Origin of the sequence: Merdimmobilis hominis (assembly GCF_900104615.1) — a bacterium.
In the GTDB taxonomy this organism is placed as follows: Bacteria; Bacillota; Clostridia; order Oscillospirales; family Ruminococcaceae; genus Merdimmobilis; species Merdimmobilis hominis.
In genome coordinates, this window is the sequence record NZ_LT629939.1 from 2430910 (window position 1) to 2437070 (window position 6161).

5 protein-coding genes are annotated in these 6161 nt (G+C 49.0%); all 5 read right to left on the reverse strand.

What is annotated here, in order from left to right; translation table 11 throughout:
- Nucleotides 1–13: 13 nt before the first annotated feature.
- Entirely contained in the window at nt 14–835 is an 822-nt protein-coding gene (locus BQ5353_RS11690) for an AlbA family DNA-binding domain-containing protein (RefSeq protein ID WP_071428318.1), read from the reverse strand.
- Nucleotides 836–845: 10 nt separating this feature from the next.
- A complete protein-coding gene (locus tag BQ5353_RS11695) occupies nt 846–1979 on the reverse strand; it encodes a restriction endonuclease subunit S (protein ID WP_233424521.1) in 1134 nt (377 codons plus the stop codon).
- Nucleotides 1976–3508 carry a type I restriction-modification system subunit M gene (locus BQ5353_RS11700; RefSeq protein ID WP_071428319.1) on the reverse strand — a complete coding sequence of 511 codons (1533 nt, stop codon included), beginning with the start codon at nt 3506–3508 and terminating at the stop codon, nt 1976–1978. Before BQ5353_RS11700 ends, BQ5353_RS11695 begins: the two co-directional genes overlap by 4 nt.
- Entirely contained in the window at nt 3505–3732 is a 228-nt protein-coding gene (locus tag BQ5353_RS11705; protein WP_015564904.1) for a helix-turn-helix domain-containing protein, read from the reverse strand. Before BQ5353_RS11705 ends, BQ5353_RS11700 begins: the two co-directional genes overlap by 4 nt.
- Nucleotides 3733–3889: 157 nt before the next feature.
- Nucleotides 3890–5518, reverse strand: a complete 1629-nt coding sequence (gene rlmD / locus BQ5353_RS11710; RefSeq protein ID WP_071428320.1) for a 23S rRNA (uracil(1939)-C(5))-methyltransferase RlmD — start codon at nt 5516–5518, stop codon at nt 3890–3892.
- Nucleotides 5519–6161: the final 643 nt, after the last annotated feature.

Genomic DNA, 6161 nt, shown 5'->3' on the forward strand with positions numbered 1-6161 from the left:
CTATCAAGACTCCTCACTGCAAATCAAGCACCCGTTCAATTTTTTTCTTCTTTTTATCAATTAGTGCAGCAATAAATTGTTCGTAAGATTCTTCAGGATACAAAGGATTTTTTTCTGTTTCATACTCGTATCCGCCTGTAATTCCTCGCGCCAACTCTGCAAATGTTTTTAAGGCCTGCACAAATGGAATGTTTTCGGGATTTTTTATCTTGGAAATTGTTGGTTCTATATGATTATATAAGATTTTAAGTTGCTCAAGATGTTCTTCCAAAACTAACGGTTTCCCAGTTACAGGAAAAATATGTTTCATTCGCCGTTCAAGAATATGAGATAATTCTTCTTCTGTAACTTGCTCATCGGATGTTCCACGTCGTATATAAATAGTAGCAGGCTTAATATTAGAACCTTCTTTTCGAGAGATGAACGGTAAAAATTGAGGAGTATCTTCAACAAAAAGCATTTGGAATTGTTTTCCCTTCAATGCCTCGTACTCAGATGTTTGATAGCTAAAATCATATACATCATACTTCAGGCTGGAAGAAAGATACGGCTTTATCCATGCCCCTATCTGCTCTTTTGCTTGTAACTCTTTCAACCCATCACATGAAAATGTCTTATCACCGTTTTCATGTACACCAAAAACGACAATTCCACCGCCGTAATTTGCTAAAGCGAGCATTAATTTGGCCAGCTTATCTTTCTCAATCCACTCTTGTTTAAAATCGATGGCATTGTGTTCGCCAGTTTGATCCTGTAAAAACTCACGAAAGTGATCCAATGTTGGTTCTTGAAGAAGTCTATATACAGTATCTTTTATTTGTTTAGGGAATTCCATATGTTTTACCTCATCCAAAGTATTCCTGCATCAGAGCCTTTTTCAACGTTTCCAGTTTTTCGAGGCTGTGGCTGATGATAATCTTTGTTTTTTCTGTTTGCTCCACAAAGGCGGCAAACTGTTCCTGTAATTCTATCGGTGGCATAGGGACCCGCAGTGTGAGGATGTCTTTATTAGAAATATTCGCCTGTCGAATACCTCTACTGATTCCTGTCAATCGCTTTTTGATTCTGGGAAATTTTAGCAACTCTGAGAAGTAACACTTGTTAAGAGATTTCTCAATGGACAGTTTGGCATTCCGTTGGTTTAAATAGTATTCGTCATAATCAGCCCCAAGAATGCAAACATTTCCATAATCATCTTTGCCGACCGTTCCAGTGAGTGACATAACCAAATCTCCAGGGAATACCTTGTAACGTGCAAGCGCTAAATCATCTGGCCAATAAACCATATTAACCGGGAGAAAATGCCCCGAATTGATGTTTCCAATTCGTAAGACAGGAATGCCTTCGTCAGTAAATCCATCACTCTTAAAAGCGTATCCTCCTATAACTTTAAGATGATGACTCAATTCATCTTCTTGCCAATGCTTTGGATTTTCATCCGGTTCCCCAAATATCTCCACAAACCTTGCCTTGACCGCTTCATCCAGCTTATCCAGCTGCTGTTGACGTTTCGCAATCAGGTCGCTCACTTTGTCCAGAATCGCCGCGATTTTGCGCTGTTCGTCAATGGGTGGAAGGGGAATTTCTGTTTCAGAAAGTGTTTTTTTATTGATGGCCTTGAATGTACTTCCAGTACCTTTGGAATTTAGTTCGTCAACCTTACCTGATAACGCATGCCATAAATATTCCTGAGCACAAATATCCTCGTTTACCGTTAAAGCAGCTAACCCTCGGCCTATACAGCATTCACAATTTGCAATATTCAACGCGCCAATTGGTGCACGAACAGAGATTAAAATATCTTTTTCCCGTGCTATTTTGGTTGGCTCAGAGCACCACATACGAACCGCAGGATAAATCTCTCCAAAATCTGCATTTCCCTGAAAAAACGGAAGGCCGTTACCATCTTCGTTGTATGTGGAAGAATCCGGAGACTGTCCCATATTTATCGCACAAATTTCTTCTAACCTCGCCATCATAGCATCTCCTCCAATTCCGCCAGCCCTGCGGTAATCTCCAGTTCCAGCTCATGCAGGTCTGCCATCAGTTCTGTGGTAGAGGGGTACTCCACCGGCACATACTCCACCTCTTTGTACTTGTTGATGGACAGGTCATAGTCGTTGTCTGCGATTTCCTGTTTCGGCACAAAAAAGCTCTGCTCCGTGCGCTTGCGGTCAGCTTCCTGGTCCAGATGGTGGAACCGCTTGATGATGTCGGGGATGTCATTCTCCTCCACCTCGCTGCGCTTATCGTCCAAGGAAAAGCCATCGGCCTTCATGTCATAGAACCAGACGTTTTCGGTTCCGCCTGCGCCGGTTTTGGTGAATACCAGCACCGCCGTGGACACCCCGGCATAGGGTTTGAACACACCGGAGGGCATAGAGATCACCGCCCGCAGCTGATGGTTCTCCACCAGTTCTTTGCGAATAGCTTTGTGCGCCTTGGAGGAGCCGAACAGCACGCCGTCCGGCACGATACAGGCGCACTGACCACCCTTTCTCAGCATCCGCAGGAACAGGGCCAGAAACAACAGCTCGGTCTTTTTGGTGTTGGTCACGGCTTTCAGGTTGTCGTTGATGCTTTCCGCGTCCACGGTGCCCTTGAAAGGCGGATTTGCCAGACACATGGTAAACTTATCGCTGATCTGATTCTGCTTGGAAACACTGTCCTTGTAGTCGATCTCCGGGTGGCTGATGGAGTGCAGCATCAGGTTCATCGCAGAAATGCGCAGCATGGTGCGGTCTGTGTCAAAGCCGGTGAAGGCGTCCCCAGCAAAGTGCTCCCACTGCTCGGAAGTCATGGTATCCTCGTAGTGGTTGCGAATGTACTCCGCGGCGGAGACCAGAAAGCCTGCCGTGCCGCAGGCCGGGTCGCAGATGGTGTCATCCGGGGTGGGTTGCAACAACTCCACCATCATTTCCCGGATGTGCTTGGGAGTGCGAAACTGGCCGTTCTGCCCAGCGGTGGCCAGTTTGCCCAGCATGTACTCGTACAAGTCGCCCTGCATATCCAGATCGGCAATGTCATGCTCATACAGGTCATCCAACCCTGTGATGATTTTTTGCAACACCTGCGGCGTAGGAATCAGGAACATCGCATCGCTCATGTACCGGGCAAAGGCCGTCTCATTCTGCACATCACTGCTGGAATCGTCGGCGATTTCCACCAGTTCCCCCTGCTCGGTGAAGTCCGGCAGGCAGCCATGTTTCATGTTTTTGATGGCAGGGAAGACCCGCTGGGAAATTACATTGAAAATATCGCGGGGATCGTTGTTCTTGAATTTACTCCAGCGCATGGACTGTCCAACGGCAGACTGGGGGAAAATCTTCTCCATCTTCTCGCCAGTCATATGCTCAAATTCTTCCGTTTCCAGCTCTTTTTCGTCCAGAGAGCGGATAAACATAAGATAGGTCAGCTGTTCGATGACGGTTAGAGGATTGGTAATGCCGCCCGCCCAGATGTCCGTCCAGATTTTATCTACTTTATTTTTAATCACACCTGTAATCATGCATCTATTCCTCCGTTTTCTGTATCAGGGATAAATTCCATCACGTCTCCGATATTGCATCCCAGCATGGTGCAGATTTTTTCCATGCTGTCCATGGAGACAGGCTCACCTTTACTTAATCGTGCTAAAACATTGGTGCTGATTTTTGCACGGTGCATCATGTCGGTTTTGCTCAAACCATGATCGATCAACTGTTTCCACAGCCGATTGTAACTGATTGCCATCCCGCACCTCCTGATTTTTTCCTATTTACTAGTATAACGGATACTGTGCTAAAAGACAAATAAAATTCACGAAATCGTGAGCTATTGATTGGCAAAAACGTGGTCTGGATATTGGAATCCCAGACCACGTTTTGCTTTGAGCAAGACAGGCTTGCCATCAAATCATTTGAAAATGCTTTAATGCATCCATAATTGCAGCTTCCTTTTCCGGCGGGCACTGTGGTACTTTCGCGTCTTCTTTCTTTGACAGATTATAATTCTGCCCCACATCTAGCCCGCACTTCCGCTTAACCTGGGAGATATACAGGCTGGACACCTTCAGGCCGTGCTTTTCCAGCACATAGGCTTTGATCTCATCATAGGTGGCTTTACTCTCCGCCGATGTCAAATCCAGCTCGTCCATCTTCACTTCGATCTCGATATGTTCTTTACTTTGAAGTTTGGACAACAAGCAAACCGTCTCCACATGGCAGGTGCGGGGGAAGAGATCCACAGCCTGGGCTTTGACCGCCCGGTAGCCCAGTTTGGCAAATTCGGCACAGTCCCGGGCGGCGGTGGCGCTGTTGCAGGAGATGTACACCACCCGGCTGGGGGCCATCCGGGCGATGGCTTCCAGCACCGGGAGATCGCAGCCTTTGCGGGGCGGATCCACCACCACTACATCCGGCCGGATCCCCTCGTCGGCCAAGGCCGTGGCTGCCTGGGAGGCGTCGGCACAGAGGAACCGGGCGTTTTTCACCCCGTTTTTGCGGGCGTTTGATCGGGCGTTTTCCACCGCTTCTGGGATGATCTCCACCCCGATCAGCTCCTTTACCTGCCCGGCCATCGAGAGGCCGATGGTTCCCGCCCCACAGTAGAGATCCACCAAGGTCTCCTCTCCGGTGAGGGCGGCAAACTCTGCGGCTTTTCGGTACAGATTCTCCGCCGACGAGCGGTTCACCTGGTAAAAAGCCAGAGGGGAGATGTCCACTTTTACATCGCACAGAAGGTCGGTGATATGGTCTTTCCCATAGAGGGTGCGGCACTCTTTTCCCAAAATCACATTGGTGTTTTTGGTGTTGGTGTTGAGGATGACCGAGGCAATGCCTGGTTCCACCTCCAAGAGGCGTTTCACCAGATGTCCCTCTTTGGGGAGGCTTTTGCCGTTGATCACCAGGCAGACCATGATCTCCCCCGTCACCTCCCCATAGCGCAGATAGATATGGCGCACAAGGCCCTTGCCGGTGGTTTCATCGTAGATGGAGATGTTTTCCCTTTCTAAAAAGCCCTGGATCTCGGTCAAGATTCGGGCGAAGGAGGGGGGCTGGAGCCGGCAGTCCACACAGGGGATCACCTCATGGCTGCGGGGGGCATAAAAGCCGATAGCCACCTTGCCGTCCTTTTTCTGCACCGGGAATTGGGCTTTGTTGCGGTAGCCCTCTTCTTTTGGGGAGGGGAGAAGGGGTACCTGAGGCAGGTCCACCCCGCCGATCCGCCGGAAGTTCTCAAACACCCAGTTGTTTTTAAACCGCTGTTCCTCCTCGTAGGAGAGGTGGCGGAAACTGCATCCGCCGCAGCGGCGGTAAACAGGACAGTCGTTTTCCACCCGGTTGGGAGAGGGGGAGAGGATCTCTTCCACCTTGCCAAAGCAGTAGTTTTTTAAAACCTTGACCACCCGGACTTTCAACTGGTCCCCCACGGCGGTCATGGGGACAAAGACGGCGATCCCCTCGTGATGGCCCACCCCTTGGCCTTCGTGGGTGATGTCGGTGATGGTCAGGGGGATGATCTGATTTTTTTGCAGCATAGTTGCCTCCAGGAAAAAGGGGCAGCCCCCTTCTTTTGATGTAAATGGTAATATGGCCGAGAAAACTCCCGGTGAAACGTGCCGCAAGCTCTGTTTGTAACATTGGGCGGCAAATTTCTTCCCAATAATCACGTTGCGATTATTGCAGCATGAAGTCTGCACAAACAGGAAAAATTTCGGTGGGGCTTTGCCCCAGGAGGGCGCTTCGCCCGAAAGAAATTTCTTCCCCAATAATCGCGTTGCGATTATTGTAGCATAGTTAGACCCCAAACGCCAGGGAAGAACGACAATATCTTTGCTTTGCACCGCCGGATACAAGGGAAAATCCGGGCTCCCAAGCGCCAGGGGAGTGGACTTTTTGCCCGGAACAGGCTACAATAAAAAGGACAGGCTCTTTTTCCATTCTGGGGGAAGCTGGCCCCCATCGCCTGCCAGTGCCGGAAAATCCTAATCGGTCCGGCCGTATCGGTTTGTCCAGGGGCTGAGGAGCCCCGTCCGCGGCAAACTCTCTTTCATCCGTTTTAATCTGACATTTGCTATAGGAGAATACCAATGCTGTTATCCCTGGAAAACGTGACAAAATACTATGGCGGGACCTTGATTCTCGACCATGTGAATTTAAAATTGGAGGATTCCGATCGGG